22 protein-coding genes, 1 tRNA gene and 1 pseudogene are annotated in these 23,529 nt (G+C 66.8%); 10 read left to right on the top strand and 14 right to left on the bottom strand.

What is annotated here, in order from left to right; all coding sequences use genetic code 11:
• Positions 1 to 133, top strand: a pseudogene (locus F615_RS19975) (IS5/IS1182 family transposase); the annotation flags it as partial.
• Between the two features lie 125 nt (positions 134 to 258).
• Here the strand turns inward: F615_RS19975 and F615_RS0113475 are convergent.
• From F615_RS0113475 to glmS, 3 genes are read right to left on the bottom strand one after another with little or no spacing between them, the layout of a single operon-like run.
• A complete protein-coding gene (locus F615_RS0113475; protein ID WP_019561710.1) occupies positions 259 to 987 on the bottom strand; it encodes a response regulator in 729 nt (242 codons plus the stop codon).
• Entirely contained in the window at positions 984 to 4,301 is a 3,318-nt protein-coding gene (locus tag F615_RS0113470; RefSeq protein WP_019561709.1) for an MHYT domain-containing protein, read from the bottom strand. Before F615_RS0113470 ends, F615_RS0113475 begins: the two co-directional genes overlap by 4 nt.
• Positions 4,302 to 4,352: 51 nt before the next feature.
• Positions 4,353 to 6,233 carry a glutamine--fructose-6-phosphate transaminase (isomerizing) gene (gene glmS / locus F615_RS0113465; protein WP_019561708.1) on the bottom strand — a complete coding sequence of 627 codons (1,881 nt, stop codon included), beginning with the start codon at positions 6,231 to 6,233 and terminating at the stop codon, positions 4,353 to 4,355.
• Between the two features lie 139 nt (positions 6,234 to 6,372).
• Here glmS and F615_RS0113460 point away from each other — a divergent pair, with 139 nt between their 5' ends.
• The 7 genes from F615_RS0113460 (at position 6,373) to F615_RS0113430 (ending at position 11,574) form a co-directional block, all read left to right on the top strand.
• Positions 6,373 to 6,873 carry an Lrp/AsnC family transcriptional regulator gene (locus F615_RS0113460; RefSeq protein WP_019561707.1) on the top strand — a complete coding sequence of 167 codons (501 nt, stop codon included), beginning with the start codon at positions 6,373 to 6,375 and terminating at the stop codon, positions 6,871 to 6,873.
• 87 nt (positions 6,874 to 6,960) lie between these two features.
• A complete protein-coding gene (locus tag F615_RS0113455) occupies positions 6,961 to 7,977 on the top strand; it encodes a hypothetical protein (RefSeq protein WP_019561706.1) in 1,017 nt (338 codons plus the stop codon).
• A 39-nt stretch (positions 7,978 to 8,016) separates the two neighbouring features.
• The gene (locus F615_RS0113450; protein WP_019561705.1) at positions 8,017 to 8,244 is read left to right on the top strand and encodes a hypothetical protein; all 228 of its coding nucleotides are present in this window, start codon (positions 8,017 to 8,019) and stop codon (positions 8,242 to 8,244) included.
• Positions 8,234 to 9,370 (top strand): TonB-dependent receptor, encoded by a 1,137-nt coding sequence (locus F615_RS0113445; RefSeq protein ID WP_019561704.1) that lies wholly within the window; start codon positions 8,234 to 8,236, stop codon positions 9,368 to 9,370. Before F615_RS0113450 ends, F615_RS0113445 begins: the two co-directional genes overlap by 11 nt.
• Positions 9,351 to 10,295, top strand: coding sequence for a metal ABC transporter substrate-binding protein (locus F615_RS0113440; RefSeq protein WP_211211810.1), 945 nt, complete (start codon positions 9,351 to 9,353; stop codon positions 10,293 to 10,295). Before F615_RS0113445 ends, F615_RS0113440 begins: the two co-directional genes overlap by 20 nt.
• Positions 10,292 to 11,062: a metal ABC transporter permease gene (locus F615_RS0113435; RefSeq protein ID WP_019561702.1), complete on the top strand. Its 771-nt coding sequence runs from the start codon at positions 10,292 to 10,294 to the stop codon at positions 11,060 to 11,062. The genes F615_RS0113440 and F615_RS0113435 overlap by 4 nt, the downstream gene beginning before the upstream one ends.
• A complete protein-coding gene (locus F615_RS0113430; RefSeq protein ID WP_019561701.1) occupies positions 11,059 to 11,574 on the top strand; it encodes a transcriptional repressor in 516 nt (171 codons plus the stop codon). The genes F615_RS0113435 and F615_RS0113430 overlap by 4 nt, the downstream gene beginning before the upstream one ends.
• On the opposite strand, the gene F615_RS19970 is transcribed toward F615_RS0113430, so the two are convergent.
• Together F615_RS19970 and glmU are read right to left on the bottom strand one after the other, a co-directional pair.
• Complete coding sequence (locus F615_RS19970; RefSeq protein ID WP_211211809.1) at positions 11,550 to 11,768, bottom strand: cysteine-rich CWC family protein; 219 nt, start codon at positions 11,766 to 11,768, stop codon at positions 11,550 to 11,552. The genes F615_RS0113430 and F615_RS19970 overlap by 25 nt on opposite strands.
• Positions 11,765 to 13,144 carry a bifunctional UDP-N-acetylglucosamine diphosphorylase/glucosamine-1-phosphate N-acetyltransferase GlmU gene (gene glmU, locus F615_RS0113425; RefSeq protein WP_019561700.1) on the bottom strand — a complete coding sequence of 460 codons (1,380 nt, stop codon included), beginning with the start codon at positions 13,142 to 13,144 and terminating at the stop codon, positions 11,765 to 11,767. Before glmU ends, F615_RS19970 begins: the two co-directional genes overlap by 4 nt.
• A gap of 25 nt (positions 13,145 to 13,169) precedes the next feature.
• On the opposite strand from glmU, the gene F615_RS0113420 reads away from it, so the two are divergent.
• Positions 13,170 to 14,066 carry a DUF6279 family lipoprotein gene (locus F615_RS0113420; protein WP_019561699.1) on the top strand — a complete coding sequence of 299 codons (897 nt, stop codon included), beginning with the start codon at positions 13,170 to 13,172 and terminating at the stop codon, positions 14,064 to 14,066.
• Here F615_RS0113420 and F615_RS0113415 read toward each other — a convergent pair.
• Complete coding sequence (locus tag F615_RS0113415) at positions 14,033 to 15,046, bottom strand: AraC family transcriptional regulator (protein WP_019561698.1); 1,014 nt, start codon at positions 15,044 to 15,046, stop codon at positions 14,033 to 14,035. The two genes, F615_RS0113420 and F615_RS0113415, sit on opposite strands and share 34 nt — an antisense overlap.
• A gap of 125 nt (positions 15,047 to 15,171) precedes the next feature.
• Positions 15,172 to 15,987 carry a Crp/Fnr family transcriptional regulator gene (locus F615_RS18615; protein ID WP_157451318.1) on the bottom strand — a complete coding sequence of 272 codons (816 nt, stop codon included), beginning with the start codon at positions 15,985 to 15,987 and terminating at the stop codon, positions 15,172 to 15,174.
• Between the two features lie 292 nt (positions 15,988 to 16,279).
• Between F615_RS18615 and F615_RS19500 the strand changes: the two genes are divergently transcribed.
• Complete coding sequence (locus F615_RS19500) at positions 16,280 to 17,437, top strand: GGDEF domain-containing protein (protein WP_019561696.1); 1,158 nt, start codon at positions 16,280 to 16,282, stop codon at positions 17,435 to 17,437.
• A 161-nt stretch (positions 17,438 to 17,598) separates the two neighbouring features.
• On the opposite strand, the gene F615_RS0113400 is transcribed toward F615_RS19500, so the two are convergent.
• From F615_RS0113400 to F615_RS0113370, 7 genes are all read right to left on the bottom strand, one after another.
• Positions 17,599 to 17,675, bottom strand: a tRNA-Met gene (locus tag F615_RS0113400).
• Positions 17,676 to 17,723: 48 nt separating this feature from the next.
• Positions 17,724 to 19,622, bottom strand: a complete 1,899-nt coding sequence (dsbD, locus tag F615_RS0113395; RefSeq protein WP_019561695.1) for a protein-disulfide reductase DsbD — start codon at positions 19,620 to 19,622, stop codon at positions 17,724 to 17,726.
• Between the two features lie 5 nt (positions 19,623 to 19,627).
• Positions 19,628 to 19,972 carry a divalent-cation tolerance protein CutA gene (gene cutA, locus F615_RS0113390; RefSeq protein ID WP_019561694.1) on the bottom strand — a complete coding sequence of 115 codons (345 nt, stop codon included), beginning with the start codon at positions 19,970 to 19,972 and terminating at the stop codon, positions 19,628 to 19,630.
• A gap of 10 nt (positions 19,973 to 19,982) precedes the next feature.
• On the bottom strand, positions 19,983 to 20,768 hold the full coding sequence (locus tag F615_RS0113385) for an ABC transporter permease (protein ID WP_019561693.1): 786 nt from the start codon (positions 20,766 to 20,768) through the stop codon (positions 19,983 to 19,985).
• 21 nt (positions 20,769 to 20,789) lie between these two features.
• The gene (locus F615_RS0113380) at positions 20,790 to 21,725 is read right to left on the bottom strand and encodes an ATP-binding cassette domain-containing protein (protein ID WP_019561692.1); all 936 of its coding nucleotides are present in this window, start codon (positions 21,723 to 21,725) and stop codon (positions 20,790 to 20,792) included.
• Positions 21,726 to 21,901: 176 nt separating this feature from the next.
• Positions 21,902 to 22,318 (bottom strand): 50S ribosomal protein L17, encoded by a 417-nt coding sequence (gene rplQ / locus F615_RS0113375; RefSeq protein WP_019561691.1) that lies wholly within the window; start codon positions 22,316 to 22,318, stop codon positions 21,902 to 21,904.
• 137 nt (positions 22,319 to 22,455) lie between these two features.
• Positions 22,456 to 23,442, bottom strand: a complete 987-nt coding sequence (locus F615_RS0113370; RefSeq protein ID WP_019561690.1) for a DNA-directed RNA polymerase subunit alpha — start codon at positions 23,440 to 23,442, stop codon at positions 22,456 to 22,458.
• Positions 23,443 to 23,529 lie beyond the last annotated feature (87 nt).

The raw sequence follows: 23,529 nt of genomic DNA, 5'->3' as shown, positions 1-23,529 counted from the left end.
CAAGCGCCTGTGGGGCTTTGCCAAGGTGCGCTACCGAGGCCTGGCCAAGAACGCCAACCGCGCCTTCACGGCGCTGGCGATGGTCAACCTGTACATGGCCGCACGGCGCGTGCCGGCATTGGTGCGCCCGTAATGGGCCCATCATGGCCCGGGCGGGCGCCGAAGGGCCCGCCAGTAAGGCCCTCGAGGCCGTAGAACGCGCCAAAAACGCTCCGTTTCGCCCCGCGCAGGACAATCTCGCCGCGGCGCGGGGCTTGATCAGCGTTTCCCAAGGATTTGCGCGCCGATGAGCGGATGGGTTCGCATCACCGCCCATTCGTCCTCGTCCAGCTTGCCCGGCTTGAGCAAGATGCGGTCGGGAATGCCGATCTTGCCGATGTCATGCATCGGCGCGGCCGCTTCGATCAAGTCGCAGAACACCGGCGGCGCCCCCAGGGCTTGCGCGATGAGGCGGCAGAATTTGCTCATGCGGATCACATGGCGGCCGGTCTCGTTGTCTTTGAACTCCGCGGCTCGGCCCAAGCGCCAGATCACCGCCTGACGGGTCCGCTCCAGCTCTTGCCGTTGCACCAAAGCCAAGTGGGTGCGTATGCGGGCTTTGAGCACCGCCGGCGAGATCGGTTTGGTCACATAGTCCACGGCCCCCAGGTCCAGTCCGCGGGCTTCGTCCTCCTCGTCGCCCAAAGCGGTACAAAACAACACCGGGATCGACGCCGTGGCCGCGTCGGCTTTGAGTTGCACGATGACTTCGTGCCCGGTCATGCCCGGCATCATCACATCCAGCACGATGAGTGCCGGCTGCAAACGCTTGGCCATCTCCAAGGCTTGCATCCCATGTCGAGCAAACGACAAGGTGTACAGCGGCTCCAGCACCCGCTTGAGCAACTGCAGGTTGGCCGGCTCGTCATCGACGAGCAGCAAGCGCGGGCGCTCTTGCAAGGCCGTCCACGGTGTCCACACGGCCTGCAGTGCTGTATCGTCCTTCATGCGCGCACCTCCTCGTTCTGTGCTCGATCGCCCAGGCGCCAAGCCAGCCATTGAGCAGCCCGTTCGAAATCGAACTCTTCGAGCCAGCCCCGCAAGCCTTGCGCGCTGGCGGGATCCTGCTCGGCCAGTTCCGCCAGCGCAGCGCCATCGATCTCCCCGCGCTGGCAAGCCTGCAGCAGCCGCCGCAGCAAGGCCGCATCGATGGGCACATCGCCGCCCGGCTCGTGCGCAGCCGTCCCTGCCCCAGCGTGCACACCGCCGTCGGCGTCTGGTGACAGGCCACACCATTGCCACACCGCCCGCCAAGCCTGCTCGGCCTGTGGCCACGGCACCGTGCGGCCTTCCCGCAGCGCGCGCTCACACGCGCGCGCGGCCGCAGCCAAAGCCGGCAGCCCCAGATTCGCCGCCGTGCCCGCCCATCGATGCCATTGGTCGGCCGACCACTGATCCCACCGGCTTGCGCGCACCAGCGGCTCTTGCTCGCGCAGCCAATCCTGCACCCGCGCGAGCCAGTCATCCCCCCACAAGGCTCGACCACGCGCCTCATCGGCCACTGCAGTGGATGTGTCGGACCCGCTGGCGCGTGCATCCTCGCCTCGGGCCTGGGCGGCATGTTCTTGCACCGAGCGCTCCAGCGCCCGCACATCGATGGGCTTTTCCAAAAAGCCATTCATGCCGGCTTGCCCTGCAGCGTGGCGGTCGGACTCCAACACGCTGGCGCTCAAAGCCAGCACCGGTCGCGCCGGCCAGCGATGCGCCCGCTCGGCCGCGCGCAGCTGCTTGCAAGTCTCCACCCCATCCCACTGCGGCATGTGCAAGTCCAGCAAGATCACGTCCCACTGCCCACCCTGCTCCACGTAGTGCTGCAGCAAGGAGCGCCCATCGGGCAGCACACACACCTCGTGCCCAGCACGCTGCAACAGTCGCCGCAGCAACTCCCGGTTCTGCTCCACATCGTCACACGCCAGCACGCGCAGGCGCGGCCCCTGCGCGGCTGCGGCCGGCGGCAAGGGCGACGGCTCGGTGGGACACGGCGCATCTTGCACCGGCGCCAGCGGCAACCATAGCGTGACCGTCGTGCCTTGGCCTGGCACGCTGTGCAAGCTCAGGCGCCCTCCCATGCGCTGCACCAATCCCTTGACGATGCTCATGCCCAAGCCCGTGCCGCCATAGCGTCGCGCGGTGCCGGCGTCGGCCTGCACGAAGGGCTCGAAGATCGCTTGTTGCCGCTGCGGGTCGATGCCGATGCCCGTGTCTTGCACCCACAGGCGCAACTGGCCGTCTTCGGTCGCCGCACCGAGGGTCACATGCCCCTGTTCGGTGAACTTCAGCGCGTTGCCAAGCAAGTTCGTCAATATCTGGCGCACCCGATCGCCATCGCCCAGCCAGCAATCCGGCAAGCCATCGGCCATCTCCAGGCGCAGCGACAAGCCCTTGCGCGCGGCCAAGACCCCGAACTGTGAAACCAGATCGCGCAGCATCCGCGGCAGCCGGAATGGCGCCTCGACGATGGAAAACTCGCCGCTTTCGAGCTTGGCCACATCCAGCAGATCATTGAGGATGCGCAGCAAAGAGCGCGCGGCATCCAGGATCGACTGCGCTTGCGCGCGCTGCTCGGCGTCGGTCAGTTGATCACGCAACAGCTCGGCAAACCCCACCACCGCATTCATCGGCGTGCGGATCTCGTGACTGACCGTGGCAAAGAAGGTGCTGCGTGCGGCCATGGCCTGTTGCAGCCGTTCGTTCAGGTGCTGCAATTCCTGCAAGGCCTGCACGTGCTCGGTCACATCCATCACCAGCTTGAGCACTGCCACCACCTGCCCGTGCAGGTCGTGGATCGGTTGGTACCAGCCGCTCATATGCCGCACCCCACCGGACTTGGTGCGCCGCTTGAAGGTCCCTTTCTGCGGCTGCCCTTGACGCAAGGCCTGCCAGAACGCCTCCATTTGTGCAGGGTCTTGGTCCAGCGCCCAGACCGACCGGTGGGGCCGGCCGATCAACTCTTCCGGTTCGTACTCCAAAGCCCGCGCCAGGCGATCATTGACGTCGAGAAACTCCCCTTGGACGCTCAGCCGCGCCCGGCCCACCACCTCATCCACGCCACGCAGGAGCTCTTGCTCACGCTGTTGGGCCCATTGGGCGGCGGTCACGTCGGACAAAAACAAGTCCACCACCGGCGCGCTGGCATCCACACGGTGAGCCACTGCACGCACTTCCATCCAACGCAGTGCGCCGCTGGCATGCTCGAAGCGCACGTTCAAGTGGATCGGTCGCCCGGTCTGCAGTGTCTGACGCATCGCCTGCAGAAACACCGGCCGGTCCGCATCGGTGATGATCTGTGTCAGCGTCCACTGCTCGCGCTCGTAATCCTGCAGGCTTCGTCCGGTCAGATCTTCCAAAGACCGCGACACCAGCACGCGCTGCATGGTCTCGTCACCGCGCGCGCGCAGGCGCACCACGGTGCCCGGCAAGTGTTCCAGAATGTCGCTGATGAGCCGCTCGCGCTCACGCAAGTGCTGCGCCAAGGACCGGTAAGACACCAGGCCCACCACGCCCCAGGCAAACCCGAAGACGCACACCGTCACCAGCGCCACGGCCACCGCCAGCTCGAACTGGCGGCTCGACCAGCGCTGGTACAGCAGGTCCACCGGCCCGACGAACAAGGACGCCTGCATGGCCGTGTAGTGCATGCCGCTGATGGCCAGCCCCAACAAGGCGCCAGACACCAGGACCACGACCAAGCGCGGCCAACGCGTGCGGCTGAGCACGGCGCGTGCGCCCAGGCCCAGCGTGGCCAAGGCCACCGCCACCACGATCGAGATGGCAAACCAGGTCGGGTCGTAGCGCAGCTGGCTGTCCATGCGCATCGCAGCCATGCCGATGTAATGCATCACGCCGATGCCCGCCCCCACGACCACCCCGGCCCACACGATCGAGCGCAGATCGTCCCGGTGCTGCTGCACAGACCGCAGCCCCACCGCGCTGGCCACCACACTGGGCAGCATCGAGGCGGCCGTCACCCACTCGTCGAATTGCACCGGCTGGCACACGTCCACGGCCAGCATGCCGATGAAGTGCATGCTCCAAACGCTGCCGCCCAGCACGATCACCGCCGTCCAGTGCGCCGCGTGTGCGGTGGCCGCCCCAAAGCGGTCGGGCCGCCGGGCGATCCCCATCAGCTGCATCGCCGCCATGCCGCCGAGCATGGCCACGATCACCGATGCGGCCACCAGCATGTCCGAGTACACGAGCTCGGCCCGCGGCACCTCGGCGCTGCGCGACAAAAACCAGCCCAAGCCATCGAAACTTTCCATGGACGGCTTATCGGCCGTCCCTGGTCGCCACTTGATGGCTGCCCGCGTGAGTTATTCGACCGTGACGCTCTTGGCCAGGTTGCGCGGCTTGTCCACGTCCGTGCCCCGCGCGCAGGCCGTGTGATAGGCCAGCAGCTGCAACGGCACCACATGCAAAATGGGCGACAGCACCCCGTAATGCTCCGGCATGCGAATGACGTGCACGCCCGGCTCGCTTTCGATGCGCGTGTCCGCATCGGCAAACACATAGAGCTGGCCGCCGCGGGCGCGCACTTCCTGCATGTTGCTCTTGAGCTTCTCCAACAAGGTGTCGTTGGGCGCCACGGTCACCACCGGCATCTGGTCGGTCACCAAAGCCAGGGGACCATGCTTGAGCTCACCGGCCGGGTAGGCCTCGGCATGGATGTAACTGATCTCCTTGAGCTTGAGCGCCCCCTCCAAGGCGATCGGATAGTGCAGGCCACGGCCCAAGAACAAGGCGTTTTCCTTGCGCGCGAATTCCTCCGCCCAGGCGATCACCTGCGGCTCCAGCGCCAGCACCGCCTGCAAAGCCACGGGCAGGTGGCGCAAGGCTTTGAGATGCGCCGCTTCGTCCTCCTCGCTCAGGCGGCCGCGCACCTGGGCCAAGGCCAGCGTCAGCAAAAACAGCCCCACCAGCTGCGTGGTGAAGGCCTTGGTCGAGGCCACGCCGATCTCCACGCCGGCGCGCGTGATGTAGGCCAGCTTGCATTCGCGCACCATCGCGCTGGTGGCCACATTGCACACCGTGAGCGTATGGGGCATGCCCAGCGCCCGCGCATGCTTGAGTGCCGCCAGCGTGTCGGCCGTCTCGCCCGACTGGGTGATCGTCACCACCAAGGTCTTGGGATGAGGCACGCTGTCGCGATACCGGTATTCGCTGGCAATCTCCACGCTGGTCGGAATCTTGGCGATCGATTCCAGCCAGTATTTGGCCGTGCAGCCGGCGTAGTAGCTGGTGCCGCAGGCCAGGATGAGCACTTGCTCGACCGCTTTGAACACCGAATAGGCCCCATCGCCAAAGAGTTCGGGGGAGATGGCCTGTACCGCATCGAGCGTATCGGCAATGGCACGCGGCTGCTCGAAGATTTCTTTCTGCATGTAGTGGCGGTACGGACCCAGCTCGGCCGCACCGGTGTGCGCCAGCACCGTGCGCACCGGCCGCTCGACCCGCTCATAGCGGTCATGCGGCGCCTGGGCCGTGCGCGATTCGATCCAGTAGCGGCCCCATTGCAGGTCCACCACATCGCCGTCCTCCAGATAAATGATCTGGTCCGTCACCCCGGCCAAGGCCATCGCATCGGAGGCCAGGAAGTTCTCGCCCGACCCCGTCGCCCCCACCCCCAGCACCAAGGGCGAGCCCTCGCGCGCCCCGACCACCCGGTGGGGTTCGTCGCGGCAAAACACGGCAATCGCATAGGCACCTCGCAACCGCAATGCGGCGCGCTTGACCGCATCGAAAAGGTCGCCCTCGTAGAGATGGTCGACCAAGTGGGCGATGACCTCGGTGTCGGTCTGGCTCGCAAACGCATAGCCCTTGGCCTGCAGCTCGGCGCGCAACTCATCGTGGTTCTCGATGATGCCGTTGTGCACCAGGGCAATGCGTGCCGGGCGCGTGGTGTAGGCATCGGCGCCCGTGCCATGTGAAAAATGGGGGTGGGCGTTGTGCACCGCCGGCGCGCCATGCGTGGCCCAGCGGGTGTGGGCGATGCCGGTGTATCCCGCCACTTGGTCCTCAGCCACCTGAGCTTCCAGCTCGGCCACACGCGAGGTGCTGCGCGCACGGCGCAGCCCGCCGTCTTGGTGCACGGCCACACCACAGGAGTCGTAACCGCGATATTCCAGGCGCTTGAGGCCCTCGATCAGGATGGGAACGATGTTGCGCTGACTGGTGGCGCCGACGATGCCGCACATGGACGAGCTCCGTAAACAAGGGATGTCGGCATGCTAGACAAGGCGATGAGAAATTTTCTTGCGTTTATAAACATGTTATGAACGATCAAGACATCATATCCTCAAGATGCAATAATCTATCTTTTCTAATCGTATTTTGATGGATTCATTCGCCACCCTCCCTCACATCCCCCTGGACGCGATCGACCTGCGCCTGCTCGATCAGCTGCAGCGGGATGCCTCCTTGAGCAACCAAGCCCTGGCGCAGCGCTGCCATGTGTCGCCGGCCACCTGCCTGCGCCGGGTGCGGCGTCTGGTGGAAGCGGGCGTGATCGAGCGGCGCGTGGCCCTGCTGTCGCCCGAGCGGTTGGGGGCCGGGCTCACGGCCATCGTCGAGATCACACTGGACCAGCAGGCCGCCGAACGCCTGGCCGCCTTCGAAGCCCGTGCCGTGGCCGAGCCCCAGGTGCAGCAGTGCTACCGCGTCAGCAGCGGACCCGACTTCGTGCTGGTGATCCAGGTGCGCGACATGGACGCCTACCACGCACTGGCGCAGCGCCTGTTCACCAACGATGCGAACGTGCGCAATGTGAAGGCCTACTTCGCTGTGAAGCGAGCAAAGTTTGAACCTGCGCTGAACCTCCCCCCTCCTTCGGCCTGAGCCCCGCGGTCGCCCCGAGCTGCGCGGCGCCTCTTGATTGCAATGTTATAACATTGCATCCATCGATTTTCGACTGGAGGAAGCCGCATGACCCCATCCCATCCCCCCATCCCCCGTCGTCGGTGGCTGGCGGCCGCCTTGTCGGCCACCTTGCTGCTGGCCGCTTGCGGTGGCGGCAGCCACGGCGACGACCATGACGATGAGCACCACGTCGACACCCTGGGCCGGCTGGTGATCGCCGATGGCAGCACCACGGTGCGTGTGCTCGACCTCGACGGCGGCAACGTGGTGCAGAACTACACGCTGGACCACGCCCCCTCCGCCCTGTACAGCAGCCCCAGCCACCGCTACGCCCTGGCCGTGCAGCGCACGCAGGACCAGGTGCAGGTGATCGACGGCGGCATCTACCAGGAAGACCATGGCGACCACCTGCACGACTACAAGCGCAATCCGGCGCTGTTGGACTGGCGCCTCCCCGGTGTGCGGCCCACCCACTACCAAGCGCATGACGGTCTGGCCGCCTTCTTCATGGACGGCCTGGAGGCCAGCAGCCTGCCGGCGCAGGTCGTGGTCCTCACCGACGCCAGCATCGCCGCGCGGCAAGCCCTGGCTTCGCTGACCCTGCCGCGCGCGATGCATGGCACGGCCGAGCCGCGCGGCAACTTCCTGCTCACCACCTACCGCGAAGCTGGCAGCCAAAGCACGCTGCCCAGCCAGGTGGAGCTCTACCAGCGCAACGGCAGCGGCTACAGCTTCGTGCAGCGCTTCGAGGAAGCCTGCCCCGGCCTGCACGGCAGCTACTCCAACGAAAGCCACAGCGCCTTCGGCTGCACCGACGGCGTGCTCATCGTCACGCAGGACGGCAGCAGCTTCAGCACCCGCAAGCTGCCCAACCCGGATGACATGCCGGTGGATGCGCGCATCGGCACGATCCTCGGTCATCCCGAGCGCAGCACCTTCATCGGCATCGCCTCGCCCGGCCACTTCTTCGACATCGACCCGGTGGCCGGCACCCTCACCCGCATCAACTGGGCCGAGGGCCGCACCCGCCGCGCGCATGCCATGGACGCCCAAGGCCGCCACCTGCTGATCCTGGACGACTAGGGCACGCTGCACCTGCTCGACGGCCACGCCGGCTGGGCCGTGCGCGCCCGGCTGCCGGCCATCGCCAGCATGCCCACGGCAGCCCCCTTCCCTGCCATCGCGGTGAACCGCGCCGCCAACCGCGCCTACCTGAGCGACCCCAACGGCGCGCGCATCGTGGTCGTCGACCTGGACACGGCCACCTTGGCTACCCCCATTGCCTTGAACTTCAACCCCACGCTGCTGACCTGGGTGGGCATCGAACGACATGACAACCATGCGCATTGACCGCATCGCACCGCTGATCCTGGCGGCCGCCGGCCTGGGCACCCCCGTGTGGGCGCAGACGCCGGCCAACCCGCCCACCGTCTCGAACTTCGAGCTGGGCCTGGTGCTCGACGGCGCCTTCAGCTCGCGCGAACTGGCCTTGGGCCAGCGCGAGCGGGGCTTCGGCCTCGGCCACAACGAGTTGAGCCTGGCCGGTGCCGTGGACACCCTCTTCCAGGCCCGCGCGACCGCCGTGCTGCACAGCCACGAGGGCGACACCGAACTGGACCTCGAAGAGGCCTACCTCGAGACGACCACGCTGCCAGCCGGCGTGCAGGTGCGTGCGGGCCGCTTCCTGGCCAGCCTGGGCTACCTGAACGAGCAGCATGTCCATGCCGACGACTTCGTCGAGCGCCCCTTGCTCTACCGCGCCTTCCTGGGGGGGCATTACTTCGACGACGGGCTGCGCCTGAGCTGGACGGCCCCCACGCGCCTGTACTGGCGCTCCACCGTCGAGGTGCTGGGCGGCCGCCAGCTCGTGCCGGCATCGACCCACGATCCGCGCGCCGGCGCCTTCACCGCCAGCACCAAGATCGGCGGCGACTGGAATGCCTCGCACAGCTGGCAACTGGGCCTGTCCTACCTGCACAACCGGCGCAAGGCGGTAATGGAGGAGGAAGACCCCGACCCGGATCACGACCATGACCATGCCCATGGCAGCCGGTTCGGCGGACGCCATCTCGTGATCGCCGATGCGGTGTGGAAATGGGCCCCTGCTGGCAACAACCGCCAGCGGCAGCTGCGTGTCTCGGCCGAGTACGCGCGTGTGAGCGAGCTCAACGAGTTCGCCCGCTCCGGCGATGTGCACGAAGCCGGCTATCTCTCGGTGGTGTACCGCTTCGCGCCGCAGTGGGAAGCCGGCCTGCGCGTGGACCAGCTGCGCGTGCGTGAGCCGCATGGCGACCACTTCCACAGCGGCCGCCTGCGCGAAGCCAGCGCGATGCTGGCCTGGAAGCCCACCCACTTCTCGGCGCTGCGCCTGCAGCTCACCGGCCAGCGCGACCGTGGCGGCTTCCAAGACGCCGCTCACAGCGTGCAACTGCAATACGTGATGAGTCTGGGAGCCCATGGTGCGCACGGTTTCTGAACGGATGCGCCGCTGGGCGGCGGCGGTGCTGGGCTGCCTCTTGGCCGCGCCGGCGGCGCAAGCGCTGGAAGTGTTCACCTGCGAGCCCGAATGGGCCGCGCTGGTGAAGGCCCTGGCCCCACAGGCGCGCGTGACCAGCGCCACGCACGCGCTGCAAGACCCGCATCACATCGAGGCTCGCCCCGCGCTCATCGGGGCGCTGCGCCGTGCCGATATGGCCGTGTGCACCGGCGCCTCGCTGGAAGCCGGCTGGCTGCCCATGCTGCAGCAGCGCGCGGGCCATGCACGCGTGTTCGACGGTCGCGACGTCATGTTCTACGCGGCCGACCACGTGACGCTGATGCACGACCACGCCCACACGCCCCTGGACCGCAGCCTGGGTGACGTGCATGCCGAGGGCAACCCCCACTTGCACCTCGACCCGCACAAGCTCAAGCAAGTCGCCCAGGCCCTCGCCGACCGCCTGGCGCGCATCGACCCCGCCGACGCCGCGGGTGTGCGCCAGCGCCACGCGGCCTGGGTCCAGGCATGGGATCAACACATCGCCCGCTGGGAAAAGAAGGCCGAGCCGCTGATGGGCCACGCCCTGGTGGCCCAACACACCACCTTTGCGTACCTGTGGGAATGGCTGGGGCTCACCCAGGTGGCCGACCTGGAACCCAAGCCCGGTTTGCCGCCCACGCTGGCGCATCTGCAGCGGGTGCTCAAGGACGTGGCCGAGGACCCGCCACGCTTCATCGTGCAAGCAAGCTACCAAGACCCTCAGGCCGGCCGATGGCTGGCCGCGCGCACCGGCTTGCCGCTCAAGGTCTTGCCAGCCACCGTCACCGAGCAAGGGCGCAGCGCCACCCTCGAAGGGCTGTTCGACGAGTTGATCGACCAGCTCTTGGACGCCCTGCGAGCATCGGAGGCTCGAACTCGATGAACGAACTGTCCGTGCTGGGCTGGCCACTGGCCGCCGGCGTGCTGGTCTTGCTCAGTCACGTGCCGCTGGGCCTGCAAGTGCTGCGCCGCGGCATCGTTTTCATCGACTTGGCCGTGGCCCAGGTGGCAGCCCTGGGCGTGCTGATGGCCGACACCCTCACCGGCGCAGACCGCATCGTCTCCTCGCTCGCCGGTGGCCTGGCCGCGCTGCTCGGGGCCGCCGGGGTGGCCATGCTCAGCCGCCTGTGGCCCCAGCGGCGCGAGGCCCTCATCGGCCTGGTCTATGTGGGCGCCGCCGTGGCTGCACTGCTGTGGGTCAGCGCCGACCCGCATGGGGGGCAAAAACTCGCCGCCGCGCTCGCCGGCGACGTGCTGTGGGTGCTGCCGCAGCAATTGGCAGTGCTGGCCGCAGCCACGGCCGTGTTCCTGCTGCTGCAACGGTGGGCTGGGGCCTCGCTGTGGAACGGCCCGGCCTTCTACCCAGCCTTTGCGGTGCTGGTCAGCTTGTCCGTGCCGCTGCTGGGGCTGTACCTCGTGTTCGCCACGCTCATCGTGCCGGCACTGGCCGTGGCCGGCCTGCGCGGCCCCCTCTGGGCCGGCGTGTGCCTGGGCACCTTGGCCTATGCGGCGGGCCTATGGGCCTCGCTGCACTGGGACTTGCCCAGCGGTCCTTGCATCGTGCTGGCACTGATGGCCGCCGGTGGACTGGCGGCCCTGGGCCGGCGCAAGCCGCCAGCCCGCCAGGGCAGCGCTACACTGGATGCGTGAGTCCCACGAACGCTTCCACGAACGCCTCGTCCGCCCGCCCCAGCCCCGCCGAGGTCTCGCGCCGCCTCGATCGCGCCGAGGCCCTGTGCGCCGCGCGCGGGGCCCAACTCACGGCCTTGCGCCGCGAAGTGCTGGAGCTGCTGCTGCTGCGCCACGGCAGCGCCAAAGCCTACGACCTGCAAGACGACCTGCGCCAACGCCACGGCCGGGTCGCCCCCACGACCGTCTACCGAGCCCTGGAATTCCTGATGGAGCAGCAGCTGGTGCACCGCGTGGACACCCTCAACTGCTTCGTCGTCTGCAACCTCGACCCGCAGCCCCACGATCATCCCCATGAGCATACGATGATGCTGGTGTGCTCGCGGTGCGGCCAGGTCACCGAAGTGCACGACCCGGCGGCCACCGAGGCCATCGGCCGGGCCTTGCAGACCGATGCCCCCGGCTTTCGCGCCATGGACATCGAGATCAAAGGGCTGTGCGCAGCCTGTCAGTCGGCGCCCGCCTCGTCCTGAACCTCGGCGCAGCGGCAGCAAATGCAAGCCCGCCGGCGCAAGGGCTGCGGCACGCGAGCCAAAGTCTCGGCCCGGAACCTCACCCGGGTGCACCAACAAGGCGTCGGGGCCTGCGCCGGCGCGGCCATCGCGCAGCCGTTGGGCCCGCCACACAAAGGGCAACGGCTGGTATCGATCGGCGGCTTGGCGCTCACGGGGTTTTGCGCGGCCGTTGCCAGCCCGCCACCGTCACCGCCTTGGCGCGCGCCACGGTGAGCTGGCCTGCCGGTGCATCCTTCGACAAGGTGCTGCCGGCCCCGATGGTCGCCCCCTCACCGACGGTCATCGGCGCCACCAGCACGCAATTGCTCCCCACATGCGCGTCGTTGCCGATCACCGTGCGGTGCTTGTTGGCGCCATCGTAATTGGCGGTGATGCTGCCGGCGCCGTAGTTCACCCGCTCCCCCACGGTGGCATCGCCCAGATACGCCAAGTGATTGGCTTTGGCGCCACGCGCCAAGGTCGAGTTCTTCACCTCCACGAAGTTGCCGATGTGCACCTGCGGCCCCAGCTCGGTGCCTGGACGCAGCCGAGCGAACGGCCCCACCAGCGCCGCCTCCCCCACCTTCACCCCCTGGGCGTCCCCATCGATGTGGGTATAGGCATGGATCACCGCGCCGGCGGCGATCTCGGCATTGCGAATCACGCAATACGGCCCGATGCGCACGCCGTCGCCCAGCACCACACGCCCTTCGAACACACAGCCGACATCGATCTCCACATCCCGCCCACAGCTCAGGCGGCCACGCACATCGAAGCGGGCCGGGTCGGCCAAACGCACCCCCTCGCCCATCAGGCGCTCGGCCTGGCGGCGTTGCCAGCGGCGCTCCAGGTCCGCCAGCTGTGCCGCACTGTTGACCCCCAAGACCTCGATCTCATCGGCCGGGTGGGCAGCCACCACCTCCACGCCCTCGGCCACCGCCAGGGCCACCACGTCGGTCAGGTAGTACTCCCCCTGGGCGTTGTCGTTGTTCAGTTGCGCCAGCCAGCGCTTCAGGTGCGCCGTCGGCGCGGCCATCATGCCGGTGTACACCTCTCGAATCTCCCGCTGCGACGCGCTGGCATCCTTGTGCTCCACGATGGCACGCACCGCCGCCCCTTCACGCACGATGCGGCCGTAGCCGGTGGGATCGGCCAAATGCACCGTCAGCAAGGCCAGACGGCGTCCATCGCAGGCCGCCACCAAGGCACGCGCGGTTTCCGCCTCGATCAACGGCACATCGCCATTGAGAATCAATGTGGTGCCTGGCTCGAGCAATTCCGGCACCGCCTGCTGCACCGCATGGCCGGTGCCCAACTGCGGCTGCTGCAGCACGAAGCGCAGGCCCTCGGCCGCCTGCGCCATCGCCGAGCGCACCTGCTCGGCCCCATGACCCACCACGGCAATGAGGCGATCCGGCTGCAAACGTGCAGCCGCGTCGATCACATGCTGCAATAGGGCTCGCCCCGCCAGCCGATGCAAGACCTTGGGCAGCGAGGATTTCATGCGGGTGCCTTGCCCCGCGGCCATGATGACGACGTTCAGTGCCATGGAAAGGTTCGCTCGTGTCGAATCGATGCCCCGCATTATCGGTCGGCGATCCGTCGGGCTGCTGCTCGCGCTGGCGATGCTGCTGGGCGGCTGCAGCCTGCTGCGTCTGAGCTACGAGCAAGGCCCCACCCTGCTGTACTGGCGGCTCGACCGCTGGGTCGGTTTCACGCCGGCGCAAGCCCCCAGGGTGCGTGAAGCGATCGCGCACTGGTTCGAATGGCATCGGCGCGAAGAGCTGCCTCGCTATGCCGCAGCCTTGGCCCGGCTCCAGCAGGAACTGCTCCAAGACGCGACCGCGCCGCAAGCCTGCCGCTGGCTGCACGAGCTGGCGGCCTGGCGCGATGCGGCCTGGCAGCAGGCCCTGCCCCTGCTGGCCCCGCTGGCCCGCGAGCTCCAGGCCGACCAACTCGCACGCCTGGCGCAGCAATGGCAGCGCGACGACGACGCCTTGCGCCGCGACATCCTGCCCGACGACCCCGCCGAACGACTGCAGGCGCAAGTCCAGCGAACCGTCCAGCGGGCCCAACGACTCTACGGCCGGCTCGATGCCCCGCAGCGCCACCAGCTCGCTCAGGCCCTCGCCGAAGCCGGACTCGATCCGCAAGCCTGGTGGGCCGAACGTCAACGCCGTCAAGCCGACCTGCTGGAAACCCTGGCGCAGCTGCGCGAGCGCCACGCGGGAGGGCCCGACACCTTGGCCGCCCTGCAAGCCGTGTATCAGCGCGCGGTGAACGCCCCCACGTCCAGCCTGCATCGAGACTCCAAGGCCTGTGAGCTGCTGGCCCGACTGCACAACCTCACCACGACGGCCCAACGGCGCACGGCCCAGCAGCGCCTGCGTGACTGGGAGGCCGATCTGCGCGCCCTGGCCCGCGAGCAGCCGGCCTCTCATTCCTGGGCCGACACGCCCCGGCCCCGGTAGGCACCGGGCGTCTGCCCGGTCCACAGCCGGAAGGCCCGGTGGAAAGAAGCCGCATTGTCGAACCCCAACTCCGCGCCGATGGCCGCAATGGACTGGCGCGTGCGCGTGAGCTTGTACACCGCCAAATCACGCCGCAGCTCGTCCTTGATGCGTTGAAAGCTCGTGCCTTCCTCGGCCAGCCGACGGTGCAAGGTGCGCACCGACAGGTTCAGCGCATGCGCCGTGGCCTGCACGCTTCCTTCTTGCAGCAAATGCGCCGACAGGTGCGAGCGCACCCGCTGGGCCAGCCGGCCGTGACGAAACTCGGCGAACATCCAGCCCTCAGGCGCACGGCGCAAAAACTCCGGCAACTCCTGGGCGCTGCGCCGCAGCGGTCGCTCCAGCCAGCTCGCATCCAGATACAGGGCCGACAGCGGCTGCCCAAAGCGCACCGGACCGGGATACAAATGCTGATAGTCCTCGGCAAAGGCAGGCGCCTCGAAAGCGAAATCCACCCGCTCCAAGGGCAGCTTGTGCCCCACCAACCAAGAACTCACGCCATGGACGAGTTTGAACATCAACTCTTCGGCAATCGGTGCGGGCGTGGGCGCGCCCGCATTGCGTTGCATCGCGATGCGACACCAGCCTTCCTGCACCGACACCGCCAGTTGGAAATCGTCCTGCAACATACGCAAGAACAAAGACCAGCGGTGCAAAGCCACCTGCAGATTGCGGGCGTCCAGCAGGCTCAGACACGTGAACTTCAATGCGCCAGGCCGCAGCGGTCTGGAAAAAAACCGCAACATCTCATCGTCCAGACGGCGCACCAAAGCGCGATACAAGGCCGCAAACTGTGCCTCGGTCACGCGAGCGCTCAGGTGCTGCACCAGCCCGGCGGATACACCAGCCTCCTCCAACGCCGCCTGCACATCGGCTGCACGGGCACCACTGGCCTCGAAGAGGGCCCGCACATAGCCCATCGACAAAGTGGGCGTGGTCATCGACGAAGGGGCTCGGACAGGCAAGGCACAAGGCTCCCGTGGCGGCATCCGACCCTGGCCGCGCAAGTCCGAACCCTAACATGCTTCGGCCAACGATCGCCGCCTGCGACGGCGCCCCATGCCCCTCAACCCACGCCTGCCCACCTCCGAGCCAGCTCGTCCAACCCCGCCGCAGCCGGTGCAGGCTTGGCCGCGCGCGCCCGACCGCGCCGGCTCAATCCCATCCACCACTGCGCATCGGCGTCGGCCAGGGTTTGCAGCCGGGCCATGTCCAGCACCGACAAGCGCGCCTCGCCCAGCCGCAACAGCCCCAAGGCCTGCAATTCACGCAAGGCTGCATTCACCCGCTGACGGCTGCCCCCCACCATCGCGGCCAGATCGCTCTGCGAGATGCGCAGCTCGATGCGCACCTCCTGCTCGCCCACACGGCCGAACTGACGCGCCAGGCGCAACACCTGCCGCGCCAGCCGCTGCGCCAAAGGCAGCGTGTGCAGCTCCTCGAAGCGGCGGAACATGTGCCGCAGGCGCTGGCAATTCAAGATCATCAAGGCATCGCGCAGCTCGGGATGATCCGCCGTGAGACGACGCAAATCCGTCTGCGACACCATCAACAAAGTCGACGGCACCTGGGCCACCACATCGAGGTCATTGGGCTTGCCATCGATCAACGCGATATCGCCGAACCACTGCCCCGGCCCCACCAGGTCGAGCGTGAACGGACGCCCATCTCGCAGCACCGTCCCCAGGCGCACCGCGCCGCGCAGCACGCCGATCCAATCCGTGGCCGCGCTGCTGCGCCGGGCCAGCACGGTGCCCGAAGCCACGCCCAACACCCGTGCGCGGGCCAGCACCGCACAGCGCAAGGACTCCGACAAAGCACCGAACCACGCGCCGGCCTGCAGACGGGCCAGCTCATCCAAACGCAAATCGGCAGCCGTCATGCCAGGTCGCCACGGCGTAAGACGTGCGTCCGACGACTGGCTGCGCACCGAGGCAGACCAGGAGCTCACGAAGGCAGACATCGACACATCCCAGACATCGATCCATGCCGCAGCGCCCACAGGCCACGGGCGGCGCGGCCACGCATCGGCTTCAATGTACGAAGCGCCGTGAAATCCGTCATTCACGATTCGAGCCGAAATCTTGCCTTCTTGTGCCATCCCCCCTTCAAAGCGGCCAGAAGGCGCCGATACTCCAAGGCAACCCAGCGCAAAGCCCAAACCCGGCGGACCGATGGAGACCATCGCCCCACTGTTCATCTCGACCGGTCTGACCCAGGCCCTGTACGCCATGGGCTGGACCATGGTCGCGGCCCTCCTTCGCGAGCACCGCCGCACCGCCTGGCATTTCGTGGGCTTTTGCGGCTTCCATGCCGCCGCCTTGTTGCTCATGGCCGGCCGCGGCTCGGTCGAGCCGTGGTGGAGCGTCACGGGGTCCAACCTGTGCCTGATCGCCTCCTACCTGATGGTGTGGCGCGGCGTCACCGCGTTTTTCGCACTGGAAGATCAGACCCGCGAGCGCCGCCTCGTCGGCCTGGCCGCCGTGCTAGCGTCCCTGTGGATCGGCCCCGAATCTGAGCACACGCCGTGGCGCGTGGTGGTGGTCAGCGCCGTGGTCGTGTGGACCATCGTGCGCTCCGTCATGGCCGTGCACCATGCGCTGAAACACGAATTCGGTGCGCGTCTGGCCTGGGCCATCGATGGCACCGCCTTGCTGATGGCCGTGCTGCTGAGTCTGCGCGCGCTGCGGGTCCTGCTCGCCCCCAGCCCCGACACCGACATCGTCTCCACCACGGCGGCTCACCCCAGCTTCGCCTACGCTGCGCAGATCGTCTCGGCCTTCATCAACTTCGCCTATGGCGGCATGCTGATGGCGCGCGTCATGCGCCGCCTCGATGCGCTGTCACGCACCGACGGGCTCACCGGCCTGCTCAACCGGCGGGCCATGGGCGAAGCCCTGCGCGACGAATGGTCGCGGTTCCAACGGCACCGCAGCCCGATGTCCGTGGCCCTGATCGACATCGATCACTTCAAAGCCGTCAACGACACCCATGGCCATGACGTGGGCGACCAGGTCTTGCAGCATGTCGCGCACCGCTTGCAAACCCACGTGCGCCCCAACGACCGGCTCTCGCGCCACGGCGGCGAGGAGTTCTTGCTGCTGATGCCCTCGACCGACGCCGCTGGCGCCCAACGGGCCTGCCAACGGCTATGCCACCTGATCGCCAGCACCCCTGTGTCCACCACCGCCGGCCCCTTGCCGGTCACGGTCAGCATCGGCCTGACCAGTGCCCGCCCATCCGACGAGCGCATCGACACGGTCCTGATTCGCGCCGACCAAGCGCTGTACGCTTGCAAGCGCAGTGGCCGCAACCGCGTCATGGCCATGTAAGGCAAGATGAGGCAAGCCAGCCCGCCAGCTGGCCCGCGACGAAAACAGCGACGAAAACATCGACAAAAAACAAAAACGCCAGCCTGCTTGGGCTGGCGTCTCGTTTTGCCATTTTTGTTTGCCGTTTTCGTTTGTTGTGGTTTTCGTGTGTCGTCGCGTGTTGGTTGCGGGGGCAGGATTTGAACCTGCGACCTTTGGGTTATGAGCCCAACGAGCTACCAGACTGCTCCACCCCGCGTCAGAAGCTAAGATTCTAGCACGGAATTTTGCTGCGTCGCAAGATGACTCAGGGTCGCAAACCCACGGCGGCCAAGCTTTGCAAGAACCGCTCGGGCGACTGAAAGCCGATCACCCGCGCCCCGTCCACCTCGCGCCCCTGGGCATCGAAAAACACGATCCCCGGCGGCCCGAACAAGCGGAAGCGTCGCAACAAGGCTCGGTCTTGGGGGCTGTTGCGTGTCACATCGGCTTGCAGCAACAAGGCGGCCGACAGCGCCGACTGCACGCGCGGGTCCTTGAAGGTCCAGACCTCCATCTCCTTGCACGACACGCACCAGTCCGCATAGAAATCCAGCATCACCGGCCGCCCGGCCGTGGCCACGATGCGCTCCAATTCCTCCACACTGGCCACGCGCTGGAAGCGCAGCCCGGTCGATGCCGGCGTGTCCACGCGAGCGGCCCAATGACGCAACGGCTGCCAAGGATCGCTCCCGCCCGAGGCTGCACCAACCAATTGCAGCACGCCCAACACCGCCAGCACCATCCCCACGCCCTTGAAAAAGCGGGCCCAGCCACGCGCCCCCGCAGGCAGGCTGTCGAACACCCGCAGATAGACGGCCGACACCAGCAGCAGCGCGCCCCACAGCAGCATCGACACCGGCCCGGGCAAAACCGACTGCAGCATCCACAGGGCCAAGGCCAACAACAGCACACCAAAGAAATGCTTGACATGCTCCATCCAAGCCCCCGCGCGTGGCAACCAATGGCCAGCCGAAGCCCCCAGCAACAGCAGCGGCACGCTCATGCCCCCAGCCAGCGCGAACAACGCCGCCCCCCCCAAGACCACGTCACGCGTCTGACTGATGTAGACCAACGCCGCAGCCAAGGGGGCGGCCACGCACGGGCTCACGATCAAGGCAGACAGCCCCCCCATCACGAACACCCCTCCCAGCCGACCGCCGCGTGTGCGCCCGCTGGCTTGGGTGAGCCGTTCACGCCAAACGCGTGGCAGCTGCAGTTCGTAAAAGCCGAACATCGACAATGCCAAGCCCACCAGCAGCGCGGCAAACAGCGCCAGCACCTCAGGCTGCTGCAGGCGCGCGGCCAACCCTTCGCCGGCCCACCCCGCAGCCACCCCCAGGGCCGTGTAAACCAAGGCCATGCCCAAGGCATAGCTGGCTGCCAGCGCCAGCCCCCGCCCGCGGGTCACCGGTCGTGATGTGGCATCGGCCTGTCCAACGATGAGCGACGACAAAATGGGCAACATCGGCAACACGCACGGCGTCAGCGACAGCAGCACCCCCGCGACCCAAAACACCGCCAACACCGCCCACCACTGTCCCGAGGCCAACACCGCCTCGATGCGTGCAGGCTGCGCCGGTGTGGACCCGCCTGCGGGCACCGGGCCGGGCGTCACCGCTGTCGAGGCCGCCGCCTGAGGCCCCGAGCCCCACAAGACCGACCAGCCCTGCGACAACACCCCCAGCGCCCCGCCCACCGGCCGATCATCGATGCGCAGCAGCTGCACGCGGTCTTGCGCGGCTCCGAAGGCCCGCAAACTCACCTCGTGCTCATGTTCCATCGGCGGATAGCACAGCCCCTGATCGGCACATCCCTGGCTGCGCACCACCAGCCGAAAACCCTCCGGCGGCGCGGCTTGCACCGGCAGCTCGATCAGCACCTCGCCCCGATAGGTTTCGACGTCTTTCTGGAACGTGGTGTCGTATTTGATCTGGCCAGACGGCAGACGCGCCGCCCCCAGCGTGGCCGCTGGCGCCGTGAAAGCAAACTGCTCACGGTACATGTAGTAGCCGTCGGCAATCTCGAATCGCAACGCCAGCGTGCGCTCGTCGATCAGTCTGGCGCTGTGACGAAAAGCTTGTTCGGGCTCCAGCACCTCTTGGCTGGCGCCCACCGCCCATGCCCAGCCCAGCGCAAGCAGTGCCAGCATCCAACGGCGCACCATCGACCTCACCGATCGGCCCCTTTCACGTTGGCAAACACCCAGGCCAGGTACGGCGCATGACCGTCCTGCACCTGCAGCGCGAGCAATTCCGGCACCTCATAAGGGTGCCACTGCGACAAGCGCTCCTTCAGTCGCGGCCAAGCCTCGCGGGTGGTCTTGATCCACATCAGCCACTCGGCGGCCTCCTCCACCTGCCCCTGCCACCGATAAATGGACTGCGCCGAGCCCAACAGGTTCACGCAGGCCGCCAAAGACTCCTCCACCAGCTGCCGAGCCAGACGGCGAGCCGTGGCTTCATCGGGGGCCGTGCTCAGCGCCACCAGCACCTCGGATGCAGCCATATCGTCCATGATCCACCCCTCAACGGTAGAAGCGCCGGCGCGTCATCACCAGCGCCACATAGTAGCCCCCGGCGGCGTACAGGCCCAACACCGCCAGCGCCCGCCCCCAGTCGGCCGGCCACTGGCCCACCACCAACGGGCGCACGATCTCCACCGCCGCCGTCAGCGGCAACACCCTGGCCACCGACTGCAACACCGGCGGCAATTGCTCCAGCGGGAAATACACCCCGGACAGGAAGGTCATCGGCGTGAGCACCAGGGTGAAGTAGTACGTGAAGAAATCGTAGTTGCGAGCCAACGCATTGAACACCAAGGCCACCGAGGCGAACGTGATCCCCACCACGAACAGCAAGGGCACCGCCAACAGCAGGGTCGGTGCACGGCTGATGTTCAGCGCGATCAACACCGCGGCGATCGCCACGGCCGAAAACAACGCTTTGAGCGCCGCCCACAACATCTCGGCGAACACGATGTCGTCCAAGCTCACCGGGGCATTCATGATGCCGTCCCAGGTCTTTTGCACATGCATGCGTGAAAAGGCCGAGTACAGCGCTTCGAAAGAAGCCGCATACATCGTGCTCATGCAAATGCTGCCCGAGGCGAGAAACACGATGTAAGGCAAGCCCTGCACCTCGCCCACCAACGCGCCCAAGCCATAGCCAAAGGCCACCAGCACGATCAACGGCTCGGCAATGTTGCCCAGCAGACTCGGCACGGCCAGCTTGCGCCAAACCAACAAATTCCGCTGCACCACCGGCCAGACACGGCGGCTCAGCCGAGGCGGCGCGTAAAACGATTCGGGCATGATTCGGCAGACCTCATGAAGTCAGGCATCGTCGCGGATCTGCCGCCCCGTGAGCTTGAGAAACAGATCCTCCAAATTGGCAGGACGATGCAGGTATCTCACCCCAGCCAGATCGGCCAAGCGCTGCAACACCGGCTGCGGCCGGTTCACATACAAAAACGTGGTCTCCCCGCTGCGCTCGACCCGCTCGCACAAGGGCTGGAGCTGCTGTGCCGCCTGCCGCGCCCCCTGGCCATACACCTCGATCACATCGGACTCCAAATGCTCGGCAATCAAGCCGCGTGGCGTGCCCTCGGCGATCTTGCGCCCATGGTCCAACACGATGAGCCGATCGCACAAACGCTCGGCCTCGTCCATGAAATGGGTCGTCAGCAGGATGGACTTGCCTTGCTGCAGCAACTCTTTGAGCCGCTCCCACATCAAGTGGCGCGCCTGCGGGTCCAGCCCCGTGGTCGGCTCATCCAGCAGCAGCAAGTCCGGGTCATTCACCAAGGCCCGTGCCAAGCTCAGGCGTCGCCGCATGCCGCCGGACAACTCCGCCGGCTTGGCCTGTGCCTTCGATTGCAGCGCCGCAAACTGCAACAACATCGGCACTCGCTGCGCCACCACGGCGCCAGGCAAGCCGAAATAGCGCGCGAAAACGATCAAGTTCTCCGCACACGAAAAATCCGGGTCCAGGCTGTCGAACTGGCTGACCACGCCCAAGCGCTGCTTGATCTCCCTCAGCCGCTCGGGCACCGACATCCCAAACGCCGTGATGCGCCCGGACTGCGGCGCCGTCAGCCCCAGGCACATCCGGATCGTCGTCGTCTTGCCGGCCCCGTTGGGCCCGATCACGCCCAAGCATTCCCCAGCGCGGATCTCGAAACTGAGGCCATCGACCACCGTGTGGCCGTTGTAACGCTTGACCAAGTGCTCGACGGCAAACAGCGGCGCAGACGGAGACGAGGCGGACATAGACCTGCCAGTGTGCCAAAGAGCCGGATTCCTCGCCCGCAGACGGCCATTGCCGCCCACCGGCCCCCTCCAAAGACGGCCCCTCCAAAGAGGCCCATACAAAAACAAGGGGCCGGCACAAGGCCGGCCCCCGGAAGCCTATCGCCAGCGCCGGCGTCTGCCGACGCCCAACCGACTTACTCGGCCGCCTCGGTCTTGGCCGCCTCGACCTTGGCCGCTTCGGCCTCGGTCGGCTCGGGGCGATCCACCAGCTCGACATACGCCATCGGCGCGTTGTCGCCCACGCGGAAGCCCATCTTCAGGATGCGGGTGTAGCCCCCCGGCCGGGTTTTGTAGCGTTCGCCCAGCACATTGAACAGCTTCACCACGTTGTCACGGTTGCGCAGACGGGCAAACGCCAAGCGCTTGTTTGCCACCGTCGGCTCCTTGCCCAGCGTGATCAGCGGCTCGACGATGCGGCGCAGTTCCTTGGCCTTGGGCAGCGTGGTTTTGATGGCCTCGTGCTCGATCAGCGCATTGGCCATGTTGCGCAGCATCGCGAGACGGTGCTCGGAGGTGCGGTTGAGTTTGCGAAGTCCGTGACGATGACGCATGGTGCATTCCTTTCTTTATCCAAAACTTCCGGCCGTATCAGGTACCGGAAGGTGCACACGATTCATGAAACGAAGGCTGCGGATCCGCCCCCGGGGCCGATCCGGCGGCCGCGCCCTCGCAAGAGGGCCGGCCGATGTCAGCGCTTGTCCAAACCAGACGGCGGCCAGTTCTCCAGACGCACGCCCAACGTGAGGCCCCGCGAGGCCAACACTTCCTTGATTTCGTTGAGCGACTTGCGGCCCAGGTTCGGGGTCTTGAGCAGCTCGGTCTCCGTACGCTGAATCAAGTCGCCGATGTAGTAGATGTTCTCGGCCTTCAAGCAGTTGGCCGAGCGCACCGTCAACTCCAGCTCGTCCACCGGACGCAGCAAGATCGGGTCGAAGGTCTGGCTGCGCGGCATGGCCGGCTCGAAGCCGGGCAGATCGCTGCCTTCCAACTGGGCAAAGACGGCCAGCTGCTCGACCAGGATCTTGGCCGAGGCCCGGATCGCCTCCTCCGGAGAGATCGCGCCATTGGTCTCGATCTCCATCACCAGCTTGTCCAGGTCGGTGCGCTGCTCCACACGGGCGCTTTCCACCGTGTAGCTCACCCGCTTGACCGGCGAGAACGAGGCGTCCAGCACGATGCGGCCGATGGCTTTGGTGGGCTCGTCGCCGAAGCGGCGCAGGGTACCAGGCACATAGCCACGCCCCTTCTCCACCTTGATCTGCATGTCCAGCTTGCCCCCCTGGGCCAAGTGGGCGATCACATGGTCGGGATTGATGATCTCGACATCATGCGGCGTCTGAATGTCACCGGCCGTCACCGGGCCTTCGCCTTCCTTGCGCAGCACCAAGGTGACTTCATCGCGGTTGTGCAGACGGAACACCACGCCCTTCAGATTGAGCATGATGTGCACCACGTCTTCCTGCACTCCGTCGATGGTCGAGTACTCGTGCAGCACGCCGGCAATCGTCACTTCGGTGGGCGCATAACCCACCATCGACGACAGCAGCACACGGCGCAAGGCGTTGCCCAGCGTGTGGCCATAACCGCGCTCGAAGGGCTCCAGCGTCACCTTGGCTCGGTGACCGCCCAGCGGCTCGACATTGATGGCCTTGGGTTTCAGCAGATTGGTTTGCATGAGGTCTTCCTGTCAATACCCTCGGCTCGTTACACCGATAAGGCTGATGGACCGCCTGGTGCCAGGCACCAGGTTCTTTGAAAACAC

The organism is Caldimonas manganoxidans ATCC BAA-369 (assembly GCF_000381125.1).
In the GTDB taxonomy this organism is placed as follows: domain Bacteria; phylum Pseudomonadota; class Gammaproteobacteria; order Burkholderiales; family Burkholderiaceae_C; genus Caldimonas; species Caldimonas manganoxidans.
The sequence above is the reverse complement of the archived record's forward strand: the minus strand, read 5'-3'. Positions and strand labels throughout refer to the sequence as shown.